The sequence below is a fragment of the Rubritalea marina DSM 17716 genome, from assembly GCF_000378105.1.
Taxonomy (GTDB): Bacteria; Verrucomicrobiota; Verrucomicrobiia; order Verrucomicrobiales; family Akkermansiaceae; genus Rubritalea; species Rubritalea marina.
This window is the reverse complement of the sequence record NZ_KB899255.1, coordinates 1-22,520: the sequence shown is the minus strand read 5'-3', so window position 1 is coordinate 22,520 and position 22,520 is coordinate 1. Positions and strand designations below refer to the sequence as shown.

Annotated in this window: 20 protein-coding genes; 7 read left to right on the top strand and 13 right to left on the bottom strand. The window is 54.0% G+C overall.

All coding sequences use genetic code 11. The annotated features are described in order from the left end of the window. Window positions 1-22: 22 nt before the first annotated feature. The 3 genes from F454_RS0108310 (at window position 23) to F454_RS0108300 (ending at window position 3,160) form a co-directional block, all read left to right on the top strand. The gene (locus F454_RS0108310; protein ID WP_018970186.1) at window positions 23-1,102 is read left to right on the top strand and encodes a M42 family metallopeptidase; all 1,080 of its coding nucleotides are present in this window, start codon (window positions 23-25) and stop codon (window positions 1,100-1,102) included. A 20-nt stretch (window positions 1,103-1,122) separates the two neighbouring features. Then, window positions 1,123-1,515: a hypothetical protein gene (locus tag F454_RS0108305; protein ID WP_018970185.1), complete on the top strand. Its 393-nt coding sequence runs from the start codon at window positions 1,123-1,125 to the stop codon at window positions 1,513-1,515. A gap of 82 nt (window positions 1,516-1,597) precedes the next feature. After that, a complete protein-coding gene (locus tag F454_RS0108300) occupies window positions 1,598-3,160 on the top strand; it encodes an MGH1-like glycoside hydrolase domain-containing protein (protein WP_018970184.1) in 1,563 nt (520 codons plus the stop codon). 9 nt (window positions 3,161-3,169) lie between these two features. On the opposite strand, the gene F454_RS0108295 is transcribed toward F454_RS0108300, so the two are convergent. Beyond that, window positions 3,170-3,847: an RluA family pseudouridine synthase gene (locus F454_RS0108295; protein ID WP_018970183.1), complete on the bottom strand. Its 678-nt coding sequence runs from the start codon at window positions 3,845-3,847 to the stop codon at window positions 3,170-3,172. Window positions 3,848-3,933: 86 nt separating this feature from the next. Here F454_RS0108295 and F454_RS0108290 point away from each other — a divergent pair, with 86 nt between their 5' ends. Both F454_RS0108290 and F454_RS0108285 read left to right on the top strand, forming a co-directional pair. Then, on the top strand, window positions 3,934-4,521 hold the full coding sequence (locus F454_RS0108290; protein ID WP_018970182.1) for a DUF4202 domain-containing protein: 588 nt from the start codon (window positions 3,934-3,936) through the stop codon (window positions 4,519-4,521). 20 nt (window positions 4,522-4,541) lie between these two features. Beyond that, complete coding sequence (locus F454_RS0108285) at window positions 4,542-5,444, top strand: YybH family protein (protein ID WP_018970181.1); 903 nt, start codon at window positions 4,542-4,544, stop codon at window positions 5,442-5,444. 193 nt (window positions 5,445-5,637) lie between these two features. Here the strand turns inward: F454_RS0108285 and F454_RS0108280 are convergent, their stop codons facing one another. The 5 genes from F454_RS0108280 to F454_RS0108260 form a co-directional block, all read right to left on the bottom strand. After that, window positions 5,638-6,846 carry a BaiN/RdsA family NAD(P)/FAD-dependent oxidoreductase gene (locus F454_RS0108280; protein ID WP_018970180.1) on the bottom strand — a complete coding sequence of 403 codons (1,209 nt, stop codon included), beginning with the start codon at window positions 6,844-6,846 and terminating at the stop codon, window positions 5,638-5,640. A gap of 42 nt (window positions 6,847-6,888) precedes the next feature. Beyond that, window positions 6,889-7,272 (bottom strand): DUF3127 domain-containing protein, encoded by a 384-nt coding sequence (locus tag F454_RS0108275; RefSeq protein ID WP_018970179.1) that lies wholly within the window; start codon window positions 7,270-7,272, stop codon window positions 6,889-6,891. Between the two features lie 51 nt (window positions 7,273-7,323). Next, a complete protein-coding gene (locus F454_RS0108270) occupies window positions 7,324-8,286 on the bottom strand; it encodes a glycosyltransferase (RefSeq protein WP_169334349.1) in 963 nt (320 codons plus the stop codon). A gap of 66 nt (window positions 8,287-8,352) precedes the next feature. Beyond that, window positions 8,353-9,516 carry a hypothetical protein gene (locus F454_RS0108265; protein WP_018970177.1) on the bottom strand — a complete coding sequence of 388 codons (1,164 nt, stop codon included), beginning with the start codon at window positions 9,514-9,516 and terminating at the stop codon, window positions 8,353-8,355. 15 nt (window positions 9,517-9,531) lie between these two features. Next, window positions 9,532-10,089: a hypothetical protein gene (locus F454_RS0108260; RefSeq protein ID WP_018970176.1), complete on the bottom strand. Its 558-nt coding sequence runs from the start codon at window positions 10,087-10,089 to the stop codon at window positions 9,532-9,534. Window positions 10,090-10,212: 123 nt separating this feature from the next. Between F454_RS0108260 and folP the strand changes: the two genes are divergently transcribed. Next, window positions 10,213-11,055, top strand: coding sequence for a dihydropteroate synthase (gene folP / locus F454_RS0108255; RefSeq protein ID WP_018970175.1), 843 nt, complete (start codon window positions 10,213-10,215; stop codon window positions 11,053-11,055). Between the two features lie 67 nt (window positions 11,056-11,122). On the opposite strand, the gene F454_RS0108250 is transcribed toward folP, so the two are convergent. The 5 genes from F454_RS0108250 to fbaA all read right to left on the bottom strand — a co-directional run bounded on the left by F454_RS0108250 (window position 11,123) and on the right by fbaA (window position 16,555). Continuing rightward, window positions 11,123-11,635, bottom strand: a complete 513-nt coding sequence (locus F454_RS0108250) for a hypothetical protein (protein WP_156817207.1) — start codon at window positions 11,633-11,635, stop codon at window positions 11,123-11,125. Between the two features lie 11 nt (window positions 11,636-11,646). Beyond that, window positions 11,647-12,189 carry a chemotaxis protein CheX gene (locus tag F454_RS14680; RefSeq protein ID WP_018970173.1) on the bottom strand — a complete coding sequence of 181 codons (543 nt, stop codon included), beginning with the start codon at window positions 12,187-12,189 and terminating at the stop codon, window positions 11,647-11,649. Window positions 12,190-12,194: 5 nt separating this feature from the next. Beyond that, window positions 12,195-12,794 carry a response regulator transcription factor gene (locus tag F454_RS16110; protein WP_018970172.1) on the bottom strand — a complete coding sequence of 200 codons (600 nt, stop codon included), beginning with the start codon at window positions 12,792-12,794 and terminating at the stop codon, window positions 12,195-12,197. Between the two features lie 4 nt (window positions 12,795-12,798). Further along, the gene (locus F454_RS0108235; RefSeq protein WP_018970171.1) at window positions 12,799-15,189 is read right to left on the bottom strand and encodes a type IV pili methyl-accepting chemotaxis transducer N-terminal domain-containing protein; all 2,391 of its coding nucleotides are present in this window, start codon (window positions 15,187-15,189) and stop codon (window positions 12,799-12,801) included. A 337-nt stretch (window positions 15,190-15,526) separates the two neighbouring features. Then, on the bottom strand, window positions 15,527-16,555 hold the full coding sequence (fbaA, locus tag F454_RS0108230) for a class II fructose-bisphosphate aldolase (RefSeq protein WP_018970170.1): 1,029 nt from the start codon (window positions 16,553-16,555) through the stop codon (window positions 15,527-15,529). Window positions 16,556-16,889: 334 nt separating this feature from the next. On the opposite strand from fbaA, the gene F454_RS0108225 reads away from it, so the two are divergent. After that, a complete protein-coding gene (locus F454_RS0108225) occupies window positions 16,890-17,957 on the top strand; it encodes a DUF21 domain-containing protein (protein WP_018970169.1) in 1,068 nt (355 codons plus the stop codon). 115 nt (window positions 17,958-18,072) lie between these two features. Here F454_RS0108225 and alaS read toward each other — a convergent pair whose 3' ends face one another. Beyond that, window positions 18,073-21,078 carry an alanine--tRNA ligase gene (gene alaS, locus F454_RS0108220; protein ID WP_018970168.1) on the bottom strand — a complete coding sequence of 1,002 codons (3,006 nt, stop codon included), beginning with the start codon at window positions 21,076-21,078 and terminating at the stop codon, window positions 18,073-18,075. Window positions 21,079-21,233: 155 nt separating this feature from the next. Next, the gene (locus F454_RS14670; protein ID WP_205619007.1) at window positions 21,234-21,779 is read right to left on the bottom strand and encodes a hypothetical protein; all 546 of its coding nucleotides are present in this window, start codon (window positions 21,777-21,779) and stop codon (window positions 21,234-21,236) included. Window positions 21,780-22,520 lie beyond the last annotated feature (741 nt).

Sequence of the window (22,520 nt, the reverse complement as noted above, 5' to 3'; positions counted from 1 at the left end):
GCTCCGAGGTAAGCTTTTTTCTATGAAAAAAAAGGCACAAAGTCTGTTGCAAGAATTGACCGAAGCACACGCCGTTTCTGGCTACGAAGAAGAAGTGCGTGAAATCTTCGTAAATGAACTCACAGGCATAGGCGAACTCAGTGCCGATAAGATGGGAGGCGTCTACTGCGAAACCGGTAGTGATGGACCAAGCATCATGCTCGCGGGCCACATGGATGAAGTCGGCTTCCGCGTCAAACACATCACCCCTGGCGGCTTTCTCAAGATCGTAGCTGTAGGAGGCTGGTGGACGCACACCCTACTCAGCCAACGGGTCGAGGTGAAAACCCAGAGTGGCAACAAGGTGCTCGGTGTCATCTCTAGCGTCTCACCACACCACCTAAGCCCAGCCGAACGCAGCAAGGTGCTCGACATCGCGCACCTCTTCATCGACATCGGCGCCAGCAGCCAAGCCGATACGATCCAGAACTTCGGCATCAGCCTCGGCGACCCGATCGCCCCTGCCGTCCCCTTCAGCGCCCTTGGCAAGCCCGACCACTACCTCGCCAAGGCCTTCGACAACCGCGTCGGCATGGCCTGCGTCATCCAAAGCCTTCAAGAACTCGCTCAGACGGCACTTCCCAACCAACTCACCGGAGTGGGCACCGTGCAAGAAGAAGTGGGTCTCCGTGGCGCCAGCGTCGCCGCGCGCAAGGTGCAGCCAGATGTCGCCATCATCCTCGAAGGCCCACCCGCAGACGACTCACCCGGGTTCAACCCCGCCGAAAGCCAAGGCGCCCTCGGTGCAGGCGTGCAGATCCGCATCCAGGACCCGACCGCCCTGATGAACCCGCGCCTCGTCGCCCTCGTCGAACGCGTGGCCCAGGAAAACCAAATCCCTTACCAGATCACCGTGCGCGACAGCGGCGGCACCGACGCCGGCAACATCCACAAAGAAAACCTAGGCATTCCCAGTGTCGTGCTCGGCACCCCCGCCCGCTACATCCACTCCCACAATGCCATGATCAACCTCAACGACTACCTCGCCATGGTCCAGCTCAGCACCGCATTAGTGAAGGCTCTAGATCAAGAGACTGTGGATGGGCTGACGAAGTATTTGTAAGCTTTCTGATGTCCAGTCACATGAAGAAACACCTAAAATGGTACATCCTCGGTATCGCGATTCTCGGGGTGTGGACTTGCTCGAGATTTTCATCTGGAATCACAAGATTCTGGATCTTTCCCTATGATACTCAAGCTGAGATCCAAGAATCGAACAGAACATGTCTAATTGACGTATGGGAACCAAGGCATCTAGGGAAAAACCAATGCTACATCACGCTCAAAGTCGATGGCCATGAAGCGTCATACCAGCAAGCATTCGAGGAAAAGCAATTCAATGCCAAAGCCGAGTGGGTGGATGAAAAAACCGTGAGCGTTGACTTCATCTACCGCGACTCTGGAGAGACTTTCCAAACCATCACCTTAAGGCACCACCCAGACAGCCCAGACTTGGAGTTCGTCGCTGAGCCATAAACCGTCGATGGACTGACCCGCTACTTATAAAATTGAGGATACAGAAAGTTCATCTCGAACGCTTGCGTAGAACGACATCTAGATGAAATGTATCTATCGCTTTTTCCTCGCCGCCGCGCTCACAAACTACCTAAGTGCCAGCCCCGATCCCGCATTGCTCAAGAGCTACGTGGAGGGCTTCAATGCCGACGACGAAGAACTCTACGCGCACATCCCCAATGCGCAGGCCTACGACTTTCTGGAAAAGAATATCCCGCTTTTCGAGTGCTCCGATAAAGCCTTTGAAAAGACCTACTACTTCCGCTGGTGGACCTACCGCAAGCATGTGCGGCAGACGCCCGATGGCTATGTCATCACCGAGTTCTTGCCCGATGTCAGCTGGGCTGGAAAGCACAACACCATCAGCTGCCCCGGCGCCCACCTGTACCGCGAAGGCCGCTGGCTGCGCAATCCCCAGTACCTAGACGACTATTCGATTTTCTGGCTACGCAAGGGCGGCTCGCCGCGCAGCTATAGCTTCTGGATCGCCGACTCAATCCTGCAGCAGCACATGGTGCACCCGAACCCCGCTCTACTCAAGGAGCTACTGCCCGATCTGCAGCAAAACTACGCCGCCTGGGAGCGCAGCCACCGCAAGCATGGCCCCTTGTTCTTCCAACGTGCCGACCGCGACGGCATGGAATGCGCGATCGGCGGCGATGGCTACCGCCCCACCATCAATTCCTACATGATCGGTGATGCGATGGCGATCGCAGAGATCGCCGACATGGCCGGTGAGGTGGAGCTCGCCAAGGGATTCCGCGGCAAAGCAAAGACCATCAAACAATCGATGTTAGAACAGCTCTGGGACCCCGAGGCTCAGTTCTTTAAAGTCCTGCGCCAGGGCGAGCAACAGCTCGTGAATGTGCGCGAGCTTCACGGCCTCACACCATGGTACTTCAACATCCCAGAAGACAAACCCGAGTTCTCCGCAGCGTGGAAACAAGTGATGGACCCCGAGGGCTTCTTCGCCCCCTTTGGCCCGACCTCCGCCGAGCAACGCCACCCACAATTCTCACTCTCCTACCATGGCCACGAATGCCAGTGGAATGGCCCCTCCTGGCCCTTCGCCACCTCCATCACCCTCACCGGCATGGCGAACCTGCTCAACAACTACCAACAGAACGCCGTCAACCGGGCCGATTACTACACCCTGCTCGACATCTACACCAAGTCACACACGCGCACCCGCGAGGATGGCAAAGTCGTGCCCTGGATCGATGAAAACCTCCATCCATTCAATGGTGATTGGATCTCCCGCACACGCCTCAAACAATGGAAAAATGGCACATGGAGCGCTCAAAAAGGTGGCAAAGAGCGCGGCAAAGACTACAACCATTCCACCTACAATGACCTCCTCATCACTGGGCTCATTGGACTCCGCCCGAGTCTCGACAACAGCTTCACAATCCAGCCACTCCTACCCGAGACTCAATGGTCGTACTTCAGCATCAACAAGCTGCCGTACAAGGGGAAACTTCTCACCATCACCTGGGATGCCAGCGGCGAAACGTATGGCAAAGGCAAAGGACTCTTCCTCTACGTCGATGGCACACTCGCCGCCCAGGCACCCAGCCTGCAAAAGCTCACAGCCGAGCTCGAATAACAGCAAGTTCTACCAGCTAGGCGCGGAATGCCACTCCATGGGCTCGCCGTGAATCGGATGCTCGAAGCTCAAATGGCTCGCATGCAGACGCAACTCGCCATGCCGCTGACCAGTGCCATAAAGGCAATCACCCACAATCGGCGCGCCCAAGCCGAGCGCATGCGAAGCGTGCAAGCGCAGCTGATGGGTCCTCCCGGTCACAGGCTCAAACTCCACGCGAGTGCCAATCCCATCCTCATCCTTGCCGAGCAAGGCAGCATCCACCACCACATCTCGCTCCAAGACCCGCCAGTGGCTCGTCCCCATCTTGCCATGCTCGGTGTCATAGATCTGCCTAGGGCGATCATCTGGATCGAGCCTAAAGGGCAGCTCAATCGTCCCCCCATCGGCCACCAGTCGACCATCCAGCACCGCAATGTAACGCTTGTGCACGCGACGTTGTTCAAACAACTTAGAAGCCCCTTTGAGCGCCTCGGCATGCAGCGCAAATAACATCAGACCTGAGGTATCCATATCCAAACGATGCACCGCAGGATACATCGGCGCCATCGGGTAGCGCTGCAGCACCCGCGTCGTCAACGAGTCCTTAGCATGCACCCCCTTACCCGGCACCGAAGTCAACCCACTCGGTTTATTCACTACCAGCAAATGCGCGTCTTCATAGACAATTTCCAGCTCATCAATCATGCCAATTTCCGCCTACCCATAGCCACTCTAGGATTCTATGGCAATTGCTATTGAGCAAATACGATGAAGCTCTATAGTCCAAATCTATGACTGAGGACGCACTTTTTGACCAAGCCATCGACGCTATCGACGACGCCAATGCTGCCGACCCACGTCAGTGGGAACACGCCGGCGAATCGCATCCACGCGAACTTTGGTTCTCCAAGCGCCACTACGATTGGGTGCTCAAGCTCCAGCCAAACGCCTCATCCGCTCTCTTACTCGCAGCCCGCAGCCAACACATCTGCCGCTGGGAAAGCCCACGTAGCGACTACCCGATGGACCGACCAGGCTACCTCAAGTGGCGTAGCGACCTGAAATTCTTCCACGCCAAGCGCGCCGCCGAAATCCTCGCTGAAGTCGGCTACGACCAAGCCACCATCGATCGCGTCGGCGAACTCAACCTCAAAAAAAACCTCCGCAAAGACGCAGAATGCCAATGCCTCGAAGACGCACTTTGCCTCACCTTCATGGAGGCGCAGTTCGATGACCTCATTGCCGACACCGAAGAAGACAAAATGATCAAAATCGTCCAGAAAACCTGGGGGAAAATGAGCGAAGCAGGTCACACAGCGGCATTCAATCTCGACCTCTCAGACGCCGCCAAGAGCATCGTCACCAAAGCACTTAGCTAAGCACTCACACCACACACACGATGCGACTTCCTAAAACCCTCAGCTTCGCAGCAGTTCTGGCCACCAGCACACTAGCACAGGCAGACGACCACGGACACGATGCCAACTGGGCCAAGTATCAGACCATTGCAGAACGCTACGTCGAGGCGTTCAACCAAAAAAACTCCAGCGCCCTCACCGCACTCTATGCCGATCAAGGCGAGATTCTCTTACAAGAAAATGTCAAACTCGCCGGCCACGACGCCATCGAACAACATTACATGATGATCTTCGATAGCGAACCAAACGCCGTGGTCAACCTGACGCGAGCCTCGATCCGCTTCATCACCCCCCAGCTGGTGCTCGAAGAAGGTTCCATCCGCTTCAATTCTCACGAAGAAAATAACAGCGCCTACCTCTACCAGTTAATCTCACAGCAACAAGCAGACGGTGAATGGAAAATCGTCCAATCGCGCAACCACGACGTCTCCGCAAAACCCGCCTTCGAAGCGCTCCAGCAAATCGAAGGCCTCGTCGGCGACTGGGTTGCCCCGCTCTCCGAACACGGCAAGCTCACCATCAACTTCCGCTGGGACCCCTCTGGCTCATGGCTCATGGGCCGCGGCCAATACAGCATGGGCGATGACGATCCCACCTTGCTCACCATGCGCATCGGCTGGGACCCCATCAAGGAACGCATCATCTCATGGAGCTTCGATTCCAATGGTAGCCACTCACAGGCTAGCTGGAAACACATCGACCACCATTGGGAAATCTCTTCAACCGGCATCAATGCTCTGGGTAAACCCATCTCTTCGACCCAACGCGTCGAAGCCATCGATCAAAGCTCCATCCTCTGGGGCTTCACCGAGAGACTCATCGGTAAATCCATGAAAGACGATGAAGCCGTGAAACTTATAAAAACCGAGCCAAAACCATTTTAAATAGTGACGATTTCGTCAGATAGGATGAATCTTAATCATTTCTGTTGACCTGATTATTCACGAAAGCTAGTTTTTTTATTGCAGTTGATTAGTCCCCCCTTGCTTCATCAGCTCAAGTCCCCCCAATCATAAACCCCACAGAGGCTCGTGCTACCACACAGTGCGAGCCTCTGAATGTTTCTAGACGAACGCTCTATTCGCCCAGCACAGCGGCGGCATTCCCAGCCACAGTGCCGGTGGCAAAAGCCGCCTGCAACAAGTAGCCCCCAGTAGGAGCTTCCCAGTCGAGCATCTCACCCGCTAGATGCATCCACGGTACCTGCTTCACGCTGAAATCTGCGGCTAGCTCAGACCATCGCACCCCGCCAGCCGATGAAATCGCTTCATCCATCGGGCGCGGCTGAGTCAGCGGCACCTTGCATCGCTTCACGCAGGCGGCAAGCGAGAGAGCATCATCCACTTCCCCATAGAGCCCTCGAATCACCGCAATAGCAGCATCGCTCAACTTCCAACGTTCTTTAGCGGCTGCTAGAAAGTCGCGCTTCACGGACTCCATTTTCCGAGCCAATGCCTGCTCCGTGAAGGTCGGTTTGAAATCGATCAAAACATGCGGGCTGTCCTGAGCGCGGATCGCTGGCCCTAACCGATACACCGGACCACCTTCAAGCCCATAGCGCGTGATCACCAATTCGCCATGCTGCGATGCCGCCCCAGCATGCACCACCAAATTCTTCAGAGGCAGGCCTTCTGCCGCTTCGAGCACCACACGAGGCCAGGCACACTCCCAGCCTGAATTGGCAGAGCTCAAGGGAGTCACAGAGATCCCTTTAGCCTTCATCAATGCCTGCCAAGTACCGTCAGAGCCCGTGCTGGGCCATGATCCCCCTCCAAGCGCCAGCACCGCAGCATCACATGGATACTCGCAGCTCTCCCCATCGTGCTCAAACACCAAGACTTGCTCGTCCACTCGAAAATCTAACAGTCGATGTCGCACCCGAATCGTCACTCCCAACTGGCGTAAACGCTCGACCCAGCGCCTCAGTAATGGCGCCGCCTTCATCCCCACAGGGAAAACTTTGTTCGAGCTCGCCGCGTAGGTCTCGATACCAAGGCCGCCAGCCCACTCGCGCAACGCCACATTGTCAAAGGCGCTCAAGGCCTCATAAAAAAAGGCGGGAAGCGGCACCTGGGCCGACCCCGCATACACCTCCATAAACTCTGGAAATGGCGTCGCATTGCTCAGATTGAGCCCGCTCTTGCCCGCCACCAAAAACTTGCGACCAGTCGATCGCATGGCATCATAGAGCACCACCTCAGCTCCAGAAAGCGCGGCAACTTCAGCCGCACGAAGGCCAGCAGGCCCTCCTCCTACGACTGCGACTTTACGCCTAACGCTTTCCATCACTTATCTCTAGCAAGCTCTAACGCTTGCAAAAGTAATCACTTAAAATGGAATATCGTCAGAGTCTTCGTAGTTTGGGCTACGCAAGTCTGATGGACTTGGCTCAGGCTCATTCGCGGGGAAGCCAGCACTTGGTTCCTGCGCAGGCGCTGCACCAGCATTGCCCGCCGCCTGGATTTTCCAACAATTTAAATTCACGTAGTGGCGGCCATTGTATTCATTACCGCGGACATCAAAGTTGACCAGTACTTCCTGGCCTAGTGCGTACTGATCGAGCTGCTCACAACGATCTTTCACCACTTCAAACTTGATGTCTTGTGGGTACTTTGAATCACTCGTAGTGATCACAAATTCACGTTTGGTAAAACCGCTATTGAAGGTCTGTGTCTGGTCGATGAGTTTGATTTTTCCGCTTAGCTCGAACATGCCACAAGTCATCCTCGATATACGCAGGAATGTCAAACCTCAGACCCTAAATTATTCGCCAGACGAAAGCAAAGCATCCAAGGCCGCAATCTCGGCTTCTGGCCTGAAGCACTGAGCTAGCTCTCTCGCTTGCTGCCTCAAGGCCTCGGCAAAGCTCTGATCTCGAATCACGCGCCGCATCAAACCCTCCAAGGACTGCGCTGAGCCCGGCTCAAAATACCCCATATACTCGGCGCCCAACATCCCCACATTACCCTCAATGCGGCTAGCCAACACAGGTGTCCCCAGCACGATCGACTCCGCCACCGCATTTGCCCCACCCTCACTGAAGGAAGTATTCAGGGTGAAGTCAGCCGCGCGCATCCAAGCCATCGCCTCAGCATGAGGCACATTGCCAAGGTAGCGATAACGCCGGTCTGCCGCTTCATAAGCTCGGGCCCGCTGGGTGTAGCCAGACTCCAGCTCCGTCCCCATCGCCAGCACAGCCACCGGATCCTCTAGCCCCGCAAGCGCTCGGTTCACCAAAAACGGGTTTTTCACCTCGCGCAGGTGCCCCACAAAGCAAAAGCGAGTGCCAGCCATCCCTGCCGCATCTGACTCGGTTGGGAGCTCGGACTGCTTGGGGCGCACAACACTGGCCGGAACCAACACTGCTTTAGGGCGGTGCCTCTCGGGGATGCTTTCTAACGAAGCCGCCTGAGACACAATCAAGGCATCTGCCATCTCCAAAGACTCGTCCAGCAAGCTAGCCCGATCTACCTCGTAGATGTCCGTTCCTGTGAGATAGATCAAGAGCCGCCCCTCGGGCCTCTGTTGTTTGTAGTGCCGGCTTGCATCGAGACTGTGAATCGCGTGCAAAGCGATCAAAGCATCTGGCAAGCCGATAGCCTCAATCCGATCCACAGCCCTTGCGCTGTGGCCTACAGTAGCCAGCAACTGCTCCAGCCGTTTGGCCGTGACACTATTGCCTTTAGGGCTATCCAAGGCATATGGGCTAAATACGGCCACTTTCATATCAGTAGAGTACATCTCTTCAATCTGGCGTCAACAGGCGCTTCCCCTCATGCATTCAAGCTCCCCTTAGTTCTCGCCAGAGGCACTGTGTTGTAGCCGCACGATCACCATGCCACCCTCACGGACGGCATGCTCACGGACTGCCAACTGCTCAACAAAGCGAGCAGCAGAGGAAGGGTCACGCCAACGCGTGCTCCATTGGATAAAAAGCTGTTCATCGACATCCACCGCAATACTCAGCTGATCCCCTTGGAAGGCTTCCAGGACCCATGCTTCCTGCCCCTCAGGCACACATGCCATTGCGGCCATCACACCGAGCTCACAGGTCAGCTCAGCGTCTGGCAGCGGCTCTATCTCTGCGCCAGTCTCCTCATGCGAGGTTCCAGCTAACACCGCCTGCGTCGACAAAGGCCAGCTCTCTAGCGTAGGGTTCGCCAGCAGCCACTTCCCGCAGTCGTCTCGGAAAAACCGCTCCAGCATCACAGGGAGCTTAGCGCCTTCCCCCTGCTGCCCTAACTCCACCTGCGAGGCCCCAGCCGCCTGCAGCGGCACCGCCAATGCTCGCGACTTCTCCGTGTAAAATTGTTGGCTAAGCTGGCTTGCTCTAGCGAATACCATCCCCACTTGCACCATGCGCGTGTCGTCTCGGTCGCTGAGCTCCACCGTATCCCACAAGGCGGCCACAGCAAGCGCATGCACCAGCTGCGCAAGGTGGTGCACATTACCATCATCAAAGCGTTCATCTAGTAATAGCTCACCGGCACTTGGGTCAAAGACCACCATCGCCCCCCGGTAAGTCAGTGCCGTTAAAATCCCCTGCCAGTCACTCATCTCAGGAAGGACGCCCAATGCCTCCATGGCATAATTTCTAGCCAACAAGGCATCGAGGCTCAATCCTAACAGCCAATACTGGCTTGCGGCCTCTTCTAAGATCTCTCGGCTCCGAATGAACGCCTGAGCTTGTTGCGCCACCGAAGCGCCCGGTCTGGACGCGACAAATTGCACCACGCCCTCAGGCAAATCTACCGGCGCATCCGCCAGCACCAAAGCCTTGAGCCGGGCATTGTGATCTCGGAGCTCTGCAATCTGCGCCTCAGCCAGCTCCAGCTCGCGCTTCAACTCACTGAGCCGCGACCCAGCACCCACCTCGCCATGCTTCTGACTGTATAGCACCCCTCCAAGGACGGCAGCTCCACAGAGCAACAGCGTCAGCAACGAAGAAGGAGCCATACCCAAAGAAATCGCTTAGCGCGACAGCGGTCTGGAATTGGGATTCACCGGAGTGTTGCGGAATGGATCGCGATCGACGTCGCTCGCTGGCTTGTTGCGATCCAACCAATCCATCAATTCTTCAGAAGTCTTGCCCGCCTGCGACGTGAAGGTGATCGGGGCGCTGCGCTCGCCTTGAGCATTGTAATAATAACGCGTCGCACGCACCGGTTCCTCCTTACTTGGATCAATCGGTGAGGTACGCTTCACTCGCGCATCGTACATATTTTCGGCGATCAATCGCCCAGTGTCGGCATGGTAGCCGTATACGATGCGGAAGAGTTTTTGATTGCGCCCATCGTAGACGAAACCGCTACGTAGATTGCCGTATTTATCGCGCCGGTAGATCGTCTTCGAGCGCGTCACTTGCTCCCCATTGTCTTTCTCTACGTAGGTGCGTTTCACCAAGGTGGTGTTCCCGGGATCGCGCTTGAACTCGGTCGTCGATCCATCACGATTACGAGTGATGCGAGCCAAATGCTTGGACTCACTCACCGACTTCGACTGCGCTGGCAATAAGTCACTTGCGCCCATCGTTAGGCCCAAAACGCATAGAATAACTCGAGGAGACATGAACATGGGGACAGCTAAGCGACAATTTTGGCACCTTACAAGTTTTCAGTTTGCCAGACCCCCAATCGTTGTATTACTAACATCATGCGCTGGAAACTTAAAAGCCGAGTGGTTGACCTCACTGAGACCGGCATGATTGCCGGAATTCTCAACGTCACTCCAGATTCCTTTTCCGATGGAGGGAAGTTCATCAATGTCTCTCAAGCGGTGCAGCACGCGATCGGCATGCTTCAGGACGGCGCCGAAATCATTGACATCGGAGGTGAATCCACCCGACCAGGCTCACTACCAGTCAGCGCCGACGAGGAAATCAAGCGCGTCGTACCCGTCATCCAAGCGCTACGCGAAGCCAGCAACTGCCTCATCTCGATCGACACCAGCAAGGCGGAAGTCGCACGCCAAGCGATCGAAGCAGGTGCCGACATCGTCAATGACGTGTCTGGTCTCACTCAAGACGTCAACATGCCGCGAGTCTGCGCCGAAACGGGTGTCGGAGTCATCGTGATGCACCGCCAAGGCACGCCCGACACAATGCAAGTCAACCCTGAGTACCAAGATGTCGTGCGCGAGATCCGGAAGTTTTTTGAAGAACGCTACCGCACCCTCACGCGTCTTGGAGTCAATCCACAATCGCTTTGCTTTGATCCAGGGATCGGCTTTGGCAAGACCCTAGAACACAACCTCGAGCTACTCCACCGGCTCTCTGGCCTGATCGTCAACAACCGCCCAATCATGCTGGGAGTCTCACGCAAATCCATGATCGGTGCGATCCTTGGACTAGAAGACGCACAGAGCCGCGATGCCGGCACGGCCGCCCTCACGGCCACGGGCCGCATGGCGGGAGCTCAAATCCACCGCGTGCACGAAATCCGCGCAAACTATGAAGCCATGCGCATGGCTGAGGCGGTACTCAACATCGGGGAGTAATCGCTCGACGCTTGAGACAACAAAAAACCCTGAGCTCTTGCGAGCCCAGGGTCTCTTACTCATGTAGCTAGCAGATATCGCAGCTAAAAATTTCTGATTCCGCGTTGTCCACTTCGCAAAACGCTTCCTCGCTAGCAGCTGGGCTTGGTTCCTCCGCGAGGAACCCCTCAGAACAGTCATCTAGCTCGACCGTGAGCGCCTCAATGTTGATGTCGGTGACATCGCTAGCCTCCTCGTGACTTTCGTCAGTCACATCGATCTCGAGCTCAGCCTCAGGTGCCTGCTGCGGCTCAATGAGCGCAGCAGCATGTTCCGGCTCAGCCCTCAGTTCCTCAAGCCACTGGGCAAAGTCGACCACATCCGGAGCCTCCGCAATCAAGCGACACCCAATCAATTGGTCTACCAATCCCTGAGCATCCTCATGCTGGAGATCTAGAAAACAGGCAATTTCAGCCAAGGTAAGCTGTTCATCCTGCAAGCGCTGAAACAGCGGACAAAGTACCCGCGGGATCATCACTTCCGAGTGCTCCTCGGTGCTGAGTGCCTGGTACTTCTTCAGTGAAGTCGGCAGTTGGATCATGTCTCCCTCCATCACAACACCCTTTCTAGGATGTCATGCTCGTTGGTCTGAGCATTGTTCTCCAAACTGAGGATCAGGTGGCAGCGGAAACCATTCCAAGTCACTGGGAAGATGATCCCATGTGTCGACTGCGTCATGCGCATCGCGGTATCCTTCGCAGTGACGACCACAGGCACAGAAATCAAGAATTGCTCACCGAGGTAGTTGCGTACATTTCCGGAAACGATGTTTGTCATCTCACCAGCATAGTCGTTGCGCATTTCTTCGTATTGCTCCTCGCTGCATTCCTCCTTTTCCAACTCTGGAAAGTTCTTCGAAATGATCGAATCGAGCAACTCACGGCACATGGTAAAATACACGGCACCGCGTTGGTTCCCAGAAACTCCAATGATCCCAGTATAGTCGTCGTGATCAAAGCTATCAAAAAGGTAGGGGGTGCCTACCTCCGGCTCGATCCCGGTACTTGATTGGAAAAAATTCCATACCGACCAAACAAAGAATCGGATGGTGTCTTCATCGATTCCAGTGGCGGATTTATTCTCGTTTTCTGACATAGTCGTTACGCTTTTGGTTTTGGGCTGAGTGAGTGGAGTTCAGTGAGCGGGCGCTGTGATTTGACGGCGTCAAATGCTGCCTTCGCGGCCTCCGGAACGGCTGGTGGTTGCACATAGCCGGATGGATATTCTTCAGGACTCGGCACCTTCTGGGTCACTTGGGTACTCGCAGTGGTGAGCTGCGCCATGGTCTTTTTTAACTCAGCATCCACCTCCGTATCCTGCTTTTCCACGGTCGCAGGAACGCGGTTTTTGATGATATCATCGAGTGCTTCACGCAGCTCCTCAGCGGTGAATGGCTTGCAGATGAACTGGTGGGCGCCACGCGCTAGGGACTCGATCGCCGTGTGATGGTCCGCAAGCGCCGAGATCACCAGGATCGCGGTGTCAGGCTTGATCTCCAACATCTGCGACATGGCTGCTAGCCCATCCATGTGTGGCATCGTGATATCCAGCGTCACCACATCCGGGAGGAGTTGCTTGAAAATCGTGACCGCCAACAAACCATCCGCGGCAGTCTCGATTTGAGTGAATAGGCTACCCTTGTAAGCCGTATTGATAGAACGGCGAATCATCGCCGAATCGTCTACAATTAGTAGTTTCATGAGATTATAGATCTACAGTGAGTTCTGATGATTGTTCCACGCTACTTGCTGGGATCAGGAAGCTCAGCTGCGCGTATTGCCCTAGTGAGTAGCTCACGGAAAGCTTGCCGCCCAACTGCTGGGTGGTGATTTCTTTGACGATGCTCATGCCTGTGCCGCGGCCGGCATGCTCATCTGCGGTTTCTTGTGTGGAGAATTTTGGTTCAAAGATGAGTGCGACAGCGGCGGAGTTTGAGAGTGTTGCGGCCTGCTCTGCCGTCACCATGCCCATGTTCACCGCACGTTGCTTGATCGCTGTCAGGTCGAGACCCGCTCCGTCGTCGCGGAATTTGAGCTCGTAACACGGGACGCCCAATCGGTTGTCACTCGTTTCATCTTTCGCGCAATTGACGCGGATGATCCCCTCGCTCATCTTGTTCTGTGCCTTACGCACATGCGGAGCCTCGATACCGTGCACAATCGAATTGCGCGTGAGCTGCACACAGATATCTTTGATCGCTTGCTGCCCGGTTTCAGTCATCACGTCCATTTCAAGATTCGCCTTGAGGAAGACTTCCTTCTTCAGCTCCCTAGCAACCTTCGTGGCAAAGCCAGACAGCTCAGTAGCAAACCGCTCTGAAGCAGTGGCTGGCTTCTTCTCTTCAGATGCCTTCTTACCAATGGCAAAATCCTTAAGAATTGTATCGGTGATTTCTTGGTAGTCGGTAAGGCGCTCGCGCAAACTTGCCAACTGCACCAAGGCACTGAGGAATTCATCCCCTTTCACATCCTTGCGCTTGCGCAGGACTGCAAGCTTCTCTTCCACCGCATGGGTGATCTCTGTGATACTCTCAAGCCCTAGCATGGAGGCGTTACCCTTGATGTTGTGCACCATACGGAACACGCTTTCTACCAGGTTTTCGACGCGGTCAGAAAGGTCTGCATCCGAGCTAACACCTTGATCTCGCAAGAGGTCATTGATCGAATCCAATGCCTTCTCAGTTTGCGCTAAGAAGATGTCGAGTTCCTTCGAATCACTCTGCACCACTTCGAGCAAAATGTTTGTCTTGCGCTCTTGATCTTCATTCGCACGCTTCAATTCGTTTTCGAGTGCGAGTGTCTCAGTCACATCGGTGATGGTGATCAGCACCGCTGCGATATCATCCCCTTCCATGATCCGTTCGAAAGAGAAACCAAGGTGCTTGTTCACAAACTGTGAGCCATCCCAGTTGAGTGTGATTTCAATTTTCTTTAACGGGTTGTACTTCTCTAACTGTGAAGACATCGTCTTCTTCTGGAATTGCAGTTTAAGGAAACTCTCCAATGTCTTGAGATCCTTCTCTGTAATGAGCGGACGCATTAAGTCCAGGAAGGATAAATTACTCAGATGCTTGGTTTCGAAAATATCGTAGGTTGCCATCGACACGCGGCGACCAATCTTGAAGTTCTTATCGATCAGACAGAGCCCGTGATCCACCGAGTTGAAGATGGTGTCGGATTCCTCCTTCAGGCGATTCAAGTCAACGGTGAGTTGCTCGAGCTCACCCGCACGCTTCTGCGCCTCACTATTAGACACTCTCAAGGAATCTAGTGCACTCTCTAGGGAATTGTTCGCTTCAGAAATCTCTGACTGCGCACTCTCAAGCGCCAAGTTCGTGTCGGAGAGCTGTGAGTTCTTGTCGATCAGGTTGCTTGAGAATTCCTCCAACTTCCCATCACGCTTCTTCAACAAGCCCACAGAGTAAATGATCACGTAGGCGAAGTTCGCTACCACCAATGCAAGCGCGCCAGCAAGCACCCACTGCAGGGTACTGGACTTCGACTCCGCTTTTGCTTCCAGCCCAACAGTCAGCTGGTTCATCAGCTTCAATAGCTCCAAGTTATTGGCCACAAGCGCAATCATGATCGCCTCAGACTTCGCCTTATCAATACTCGTGATGTCTTGGTGAGCCATGTACTCGACCCCGCTTGAAAGATCCTGCCAGATCGTATCTGCCTTCGCCACATAGCCTGCAAGTTCTGGATCCAGCACTTGCACAAGCCTCACATCATCACCCGTAGCACCAGTAGTCACCCCACCGTCACGGAATGCTTTCAATGTCTCATCAAACAATCCTGAGGAGAGCTTCAGCTCCTTCTGAAACTTACTAGCAGATGCAAAATCCCCTGCTGCTATCGATGCCTGAACAGCAGCCATGGACTTGGTCATACGCTGCGAAAGCATCCGCTGACGACCTGCAAGGTTGATCCCTGATGAGTCATCTTTCAGGGAGTCAGACACCATGATGTTGGCGATCAACATCCCCGCCATGAGAATAACGAAGAGCACACCCGAAAGCTGAATCCCTTTGTAGCTTTTATTATCTAGCGATTGCGTTGCTGCCGCCTTCGCCGTCTGTGGACTAGTATTTTTCATTCTACTCTATCAGTTATGTTTTGGAGTGAAATTGGCTAAATTTTAAAGCCAACACACCCACTCATCAAGCAAGTCCAATGCCCTCATCCCTCAAGCGTACTCATCCAGATGATGATCCAAATTCAACCAACTAACCTAGCATAATTCATACTAGAAGATAAGATGAACAACATTGCTATCCACTCATTATCAACTTGTAACAAGATTGTGACATTGCATGAGATAGCACGCACGCTGACCAAGTAAGGGCATTGGGTATGCCCAATAAAAAACCCACAAAGCCATGTAGCCTTGCGGGTTGTGTGTGAGATTAACTGATCTAAATCAGGTATCTAACTTACTTATTGTAGATCGATTTCCCAGTAGAGAGGAGGTCGTCACACGCCACCTTCATGCGATCACAAAGGCCTTGCTCAGCAAGCTTGAGGTACGAACGCGGGTCGTAAGTCTTCTTGTTACCGACTTCTCCGTCAATCTTCAGGACTCCTTCGATATTCTCGCAGACATGCTTCACAATGGAACGTGTGAAGGCGTACTGGGTGTCAGTATCGATGTTCATCTTGACCACACCATATTCGAGAGTTTCGCGGATTTCTTCAAGTGAAGAACCGGAGCCACCGTGGAACACAAGATCCATCTCGGCTTCTGCCCCGTACTTGTCCGTCACCACCTTCTGACCATCACGGAGGATGGTTGGCTTGAGCTGAACCGCACCTGGCTTGTATGCTCCATGCACGTTGCCGAATGTAGCGGCAAACATGTAGCGGCCGAGGCCATTGAGCTCTTCGTAAACCTGAAGCATTTCTTCTGGTGAAGTGTAAAGTTTCTCAGCAGGAAGACCAGATGTGTCGTGACCATCTTCTTCACCACCCACACAGCCAGCTTCAATTTCTAGGATGATGTCGAGCTCGGCACATTCCTTGAGAAGGCCTTTAGAGATCTCGAGGTTCTCAGCAAGGTCGACAACCGAACCATCAAACATGTGAGACTGGTACAATGGTCCTTTACCCTCAGCAATGCGTTGGCGTGAGGCTTCGAGGAGTGGACGGAGAAATGAATCTACCTTCTCTGGGTGACAGTGGTCTGTGTGAAGCGCGATAAGTACGTCGTACTTTTCAGCGAGGCGATGAATCGCTTCAGCAAGCACAATCGCGCCAAAAGCTTCGTCTTTTACTGCTGTACCGGAGGCAAATGCGCCACCGCCGGTAGAGACTTGGATGATCCCGTCAGATTTGGCTTCAGCAAATGCTTTGAGCGCACCACTGGCAGTAGTAAGGGATGTAACATTGATTGCTGGATACGCATAGCCACCCTTCTGGGCAGCGTCCAACATCTCGGCGTATTGTTGTGGTGTTGCAACTGGCATACTCAGGCTTTACTTGAATCCACATGAATGTGCAAGTGATTAGGAACCGCTCTCTAGACATGACGCCGACCCAACACCCACACATTCTTGTCAAAAACCATTTCACGCATTGTCATATATCCTTGAATTGCCGATAGATGCCATCATTCTGCTTGATATTGTTAGTTTCACACAACCTACCAATTTCTAACGCTCTGTGGTCAAAATGTAACATAATCTGTTACATGAAGTTTTAGATACTTTTGCTCGCACTGTAACGATCTTATCACTATCTTGAATCCGCAGTGGCATCGATCAGTCTCCCCAAACAGCCACTATACACATAGAAACATCAATGGATCAGATCTGGATTTGGGTAGGAATTGCGTTTTGTTTGACGCAATCAGCAATGTTCTCAGGCTTAAACTTAGCCTTATTTTCTTTGGGCCGTATCGGCCTAGAAGCAGAGGCTGACCGAGGCAGCAATGCGGCCAAACAAATCCTCAAGCTACGCAACGATTCGAACCTTTTGCTCTGCACCATCCTCTGGGGCAATGTTTCTGTAAACGTCCTTCTCGCGCTCCTGAGTGAATCTGCTCTCGCAGGCATTGCCGGCTTCATCTTCTCCACCGTTGGCATCACCTTTTTTGGTGAAATCTTGCCACAAGCCTACTTTTCACGGAATGCACTTTCCGTGGGTGCTAAGCTCAGCCCAGTCATCCGTTTTTACAAGTTGCTACTCTACCCGGTGGCAAAGCCCTGCGCCATGATTCTTGATGGCTGGATCGGCCCTGAGGGTCCGTCCTTCTACCGCGAACGCGATATCGAGGTCATCCTCGAACGACACATTGTCGAAGATGAAAGCGAGATCAGTAAAAACGAAGGCCGAGGGGCACTCAACTTTCTAGCACTCGATGATCGACGCATTTCCGGGGAAGGCTCCATCATCAAACCCAGCACCATCATCCAACTTCCCACGAAGATGGATCTCCCAGAATTTCCTGACTTCAATACCGATGAAGGCCAAGCATTCCTTGCCAACCTCAAGATAAACCCAGCCAAATGGCGCGTGATTACCGATGAAAGCTTCGTGCCTCGCATCGTCTTGGACACCCCAGAGTTCCTCGCTCGCTACCTCGCTTACGACGGCTCAGTAGACATTTATCGCTTTTGCCACCGCCCGATCCTCATCGACAATGACCAATCCACCCTCGACTCGGTACTCGGCAAATTCGTGGTGGAAGCAGACGACCGCAATGACCACGTGGTCGACCAAGACGTCGTGCTCTATTGGACTGACGAAGAACGCCGCATCATCACTGGCGCCGATATCTTCGGCCACCTACTGCGCGGGATTGCTCAGAGGGTACCAATGGATCCCATGGACCGCGCCGAAGAGAGTGGCCTACGCCCACAAGTATAAGCACCACTCGCGTGGCGCAGCGGTACTGATCGGTAAAGAGCCAATTCACCAAAGTATAGAAAAGGGCTGATAGATTAATCTATCAGCCCTTTTGATCTATAAATGTTGCACTTTACTAACCAAGCTTTGCAAGGGCCGCTGCTTGAAGTTCGTTAGATTTCTCTAACTCTGGAGCAGCACCGCGTGCTTGGTCTGGCTTACCGCCTCCTTTGCCGCCAGCGATTGGGCCAAGCTCTTGGATGAGCTTGCCCGCCTGCAGGCCAGCCGCTAGGGCATCTGCACCGCAGAAGGCACCCAGATGCAAGCGATTGCCGTCATTGACGATAAAGAAGCCAGCTCCATTGAACTGCTTCTTCTTGAGTCCATTTAGGAGTTCCTGGAGCATGTTGGCTGGCCCGTCGAACTGGGCCACGATGTTCCCACCCTTTTCGAGAAGCTCGACAAGCGCGGCATCTGCCATTGCTGCTGCTGCACCAGCTTGGGCTTTCTTCAACTTTTTATCGGCGGCCGTGACCGCATCGCGGAGTCCTTGAGTGTACTTGAGCGAGCTATTGAAGGTCTTGTTGAGTAACTCGAAGTCACCAGCTTGGGTGAGCATTCCTGACATGATGTGCGCCTCTAGCGGGTAGTGCACCTCCTCAGCAGCAACGGCTTTGAGGCCTGCATTGATTTTCTCAAGCTTGACTCGGAGTTCTTCCTCTTCCTGGCCATTCTTCTCCATGATCTCACGCGCCCAATCGTACACCGCAACGCCACAGGCAGCTTCAATCCGGCGCACGCCAGAAGCAATCGCGCTTTCAGATTTGATCTTAAAGATGCCGATGTCACGGGTATTGTCGAGGTGGGTGCCGCCGCAGAGCTCCATCGCATAGCCATCGAGACCCAGCTCACTACCACCAATCTGTACCACGCGCACCGTGTCACCATATTTGTCACCAAAGAACTGCATGATATCCTTGCGGTCTTTGACCGAAGCGTGTGCCACTTCATTGTAAAAGACGCCTGCATTCTCAACGATCTTCTCGTTCACCTTCAATTCGATTTCTGCAATCTGCTCTGGGCTGAGCGCGCTGGAGGTGAAGTCAAAACGAAGGCGGTCGGTAGTGACGAGTGAACCTTGCTGAGTAGCATCCTGAGAGACCACTTCATGCAATGCCCAGTGGAGTAAATGCGTGGCGGTGTGGTGAGTTTCGATGCGGCGGCGGCGTTTGGCATCCACAGTGAGTGCCACCGTGTCACCCACGGCGATAGCCGAGCCAGCGGGCACCTCATGTGCCACCGCCTGCCCAATCTTCTGCACCGTAGTCACTTCGATGGCATCACCAAATTCACCATCCTGGTAGACAGTGACAAAGCCGGTATCTCCGAGCTGTCCGCCCATCTCCACGTAGAATGGTGAGCGGTCGGTGATGAGCAAAAGCGCGTCTTCGCTCTCGTGCAACTCCAGCACCTTGGCCTCGCTAGAATCTTCATCGTAGCCAGTGAACGCCGTGAGCACCTCAGATGAGATGTCGAGCGCACGCACAATGGTCTTCTTTTGTGATGCTTGAGAAAGTGTGCGCGCCTCGTTCATGCGGCGCTCAAAGCAATCCATATCGATCTCTAACTTGCGCTCCTGACAGAGCAGCTCAGTGAGATCGATCGGGAATCCATAGGTGTCATAGAGCTCGAAGGCAAAGTCTCCAGAGAGCACTGCTGGCTCCTTGGTGTAACGCTGCCAAGCTCCTGCGTTGAGCTCTTCGAGACTCAATGTCACCGATTCTTCACCATCCTTGCCTAGGATGTAGCTAGCGAGGGCCTCTTCAGACTCGCTAATACCCGCTTTATCAAAGCTCCGACCGACACGGTTGAGAGCGTCCTGGATGGCGAGGAACTGGCCGCGGTTTTCAAAGAGCTGAAGTCCGCGATCGAGTGTGCGGTTGAAGCTTTCCTCCTCGCGAGTGAGTGTTTCTTTGATCGCCTCGCGGCGACTGCCCATCTCTGGGAAGACCGCCTGCATTTGGTCTACCAGGACATCGACCAGCTGAGGTAAGAATGGCTGCGCACCGGTGAAGCCCAAAGTGCGGCCGTAGCGAACCGCGCGGCGCAGGATGCGGCGGAGCACGTAGTTGCGCCCCGTGTTGCCCGGTAGGATGCCGTCGGCAATCGAGAAGGAAAGCGTACGAATGTGGTCGGCAATCACGCGGAAGGCCACTGCCTCCTTCATCTCTGCGGTGAGAGTCGATTTGTCCACGTCCACCGACTCAGGATAGATGTCATTGTACTGCTTGCCTGAGATCGCTTCGAGCTTGGCAAAAATAGGGGTGAAAATGTCGGTGGCGTAGTTTGTTGGCTTCTTCGAAAAGTCCTTAAAGCCATTGGTGCCTTGGTAGATCGAGCAAGCACGCTCGAAGCCCATGCCCGTGTCAACATGCTTGGATGGAAGGTCGCGGAATGAGCCATCAGCCTCGGCATTGTACTGGATGAATACCAAGTTCCAGATCTCAATACAGAGATCGGAGTCCATGTTCACCAACTTGCCATCAGTATCACCATTCGGGGTGAGATCCACGTGCAGCTCAGAACACGGTCCACATGGGCCGGTGTCGCCCATCATCCAGAAGTTGTCAGCCTTGTTGCCGTCCACCACATGCTTCTTTGGGTCGAGCCCCTTGGATTCGAAAAGCTTGGCCCAGAGCTCGTAGGCTTCTTGGTCAAATTCTGATGGATCGCCGAGTGATTTATCTGGGCGATAGACGGTGGCGTACAGTCGCTCAGCTGGGAAGCCCCAGCGTTCGACAATGAGATCCCAGCCCCATTGGATTGCCTCAGGCTTGAAATAATCACCAAAGGACCAGTTCCCAAGCATCTCGAACATCGTGTGGTGGTAGGTGTCATAACCCACATCGTCGAGGTCGTTGTGCTTCCCTCCAGCGCGGATACACTTCTGGGTATCGGCCGCACGTGGTGGATCGTACGGAGCCTTCTCAGTACCTAGGAAGTATGGCACAAACTGGTTCATCCCCGCATTGGTGAAAAGCAGACCAGGTGACTGAGGAAGCAAGGAAGCGGAGGGCACGATCGTGTGCTTTTGTTCCTTGAAGAAGTCGAAGAAGGATTGGCGAATTTCGTTGGCGGTCATGGATCGGTAGCCGTTGGTAGTGAGTGATAGCTTGGGATACGGATCAACGAATGCTCGGCAACCCGATTTGGTGCATCAGTGGGTACGTCCTCAGGCGCTGATTTACAAGGGTTTTTTGGCCAAGCACAGCCGCCACACAAATCACCCATTGCGAATCACGAAAAGCCGTCACACAGCAAGCGCTCCACAGCACGCTCAGCCAGACGGTCCTCCACCAACGACGAACATAAATTCACCGCCGCCACGCCCAGGCTCATCGCCCTTCGTTGCTTCTCCCACAACACACCGCCACCAGCTACCCATTGCTCAAGCACCTCGGGGCTCAGCATCGCCACATGCTCCAAGAGCTCAAAACCCAGTAGGTTGTGCTGCATTTTCAAGAATTTTGGACCCAACAACTGTGGCGCCCAATGCCCACCAACATGGCGCTCCACAAGGCGCTCACAAGCGTGAATGTAAAACGGCAAGATCGGATTGCCCGCCTCAAACAAGCAAAGCGCATTGTGCACCCCGTGATGGCACCGGCCGCGCTCGTCCACCCAGAGCTCGCGCCCAAAGGCATAGCCATGCTCCAGCCGGCTCGGCAGCAACATCCGCTCAGGCGCATGAATCAGAACATCCGCATCCAGCCACAGCACCCGCTGCGCTCCAGAGTCCAGCGCAGCCTGCGCCAGCTTCAGCCGCCCCAAATCTGCCAACATCGGCCAGCGACCCTCCAGCTTCGCCCGAAACCCACTCGGCAAGGAGCCCAACAATTCGTCGTCCCCCGCGCAATGGTAGGCATAGCCCGCCGACGCCGCCCAGTCCCGCACCGACCCCATACAAGCCTCCAGCCAGGCTGGAACTTGATGATCTCGATACGATTGCAGAACAAGCATGCCCTAGTTCATAAAAGGCCCCACCGTGACGGACAAGGTTCATTTGGCTGCATTCCTCACATAAACCAAACAGCGTCTAGCAAACACCCAACACTACACAAAAAACTCACTACTCAACATATCCTAAACTCCATAGCCTGATCTATGACGCTACAACGTATATAAATCCTAGGATCCCTCTAAATTAGTCTGTCTGACTTTTCATTACTCTACCTAGACTTTAGAGGTTTTTGACCTCCCTACCTAGACAAGACCCTTAGGAATTACCCATTCGCCAAAGGCGAATCCCATACCAGCCTAGGGTAAGGCGAAGCATGAGCCGCAACCCTAGGCCCCTTCATTAAATACACCTTCCCTGAAGGGGAAGCACATAAGTCGAAGGGAAAGTGATCCATTTACGTAAGCGCCCCCATGATACATGGTGCTAGGCTCACATGACATTGGTAACCTCAAGCAAGATCATTCCGTGAGCTTAAGAAGGGACGATAATGCACAATTAGTGATAATCCGATATCGTGAAGGGTGATATCAGATGTGTGGAAATTATTGAATTTTAAGCCATCT